The following is a 381-nucleotide window of genomic DNA, read 5'->3' on the forward strand; positions in this document are numbered from 1 at the left end:
GGCGGACACGGCAGTTCGCCGCGAGCCTGCCGCCGGTGCGCGGCGCCAACCCATACTTGGCCAACCTCGGCAAGCCTGTCCGGGGCACGCGCTACCCACTTTCGTAGAGACGCTCATGCCATCCCCGACCCGACTTTCCGGCGCCAGCTCATCCGACATCCATGAGATCGCCGACCCGAACGCGACGCCGGCGCAGCCCGCGCGGCAGGAGCCGACCCGGCCCTCGCGCACCCGCCAGAACGACGGCTGGATCGCGGCCATCAAGCGCACGCTTGCCCCGCGCCCGATGACCACGTCGAGCTCCCTGCTCGGCAGTGTCACCAAGGCGCGCCCCATGACCGCGCGCGCCAAGCTCGGCCTCGCGCCCGAGGAGGCGCACAA

1 protein-coding gene is annotated in these 381 nt (G+C 72.2%); it reads left to right on the top strand.

The annotated features are described in order from the left end of the window. Positions 1-115: 115 nt before the first annotated feature. Positions 116-381 (top strand): hypothetical protein (locus tag ACEN88_RS34590; protein ID WP_413346922.1); only part of this gene is annotated, 266 nt, incomplete at its 3' end.

It is taken from the genome of Massilia sp. CT11-108 (genome assembly GCF_047302915.1).
GTDB classification, from domain to species: Bacteria; Pseudomonadota; Gammaproteobacteria; order Burkholderiales; family Burkholderiaceae_D; genus Telluria; species Telluria orientalis.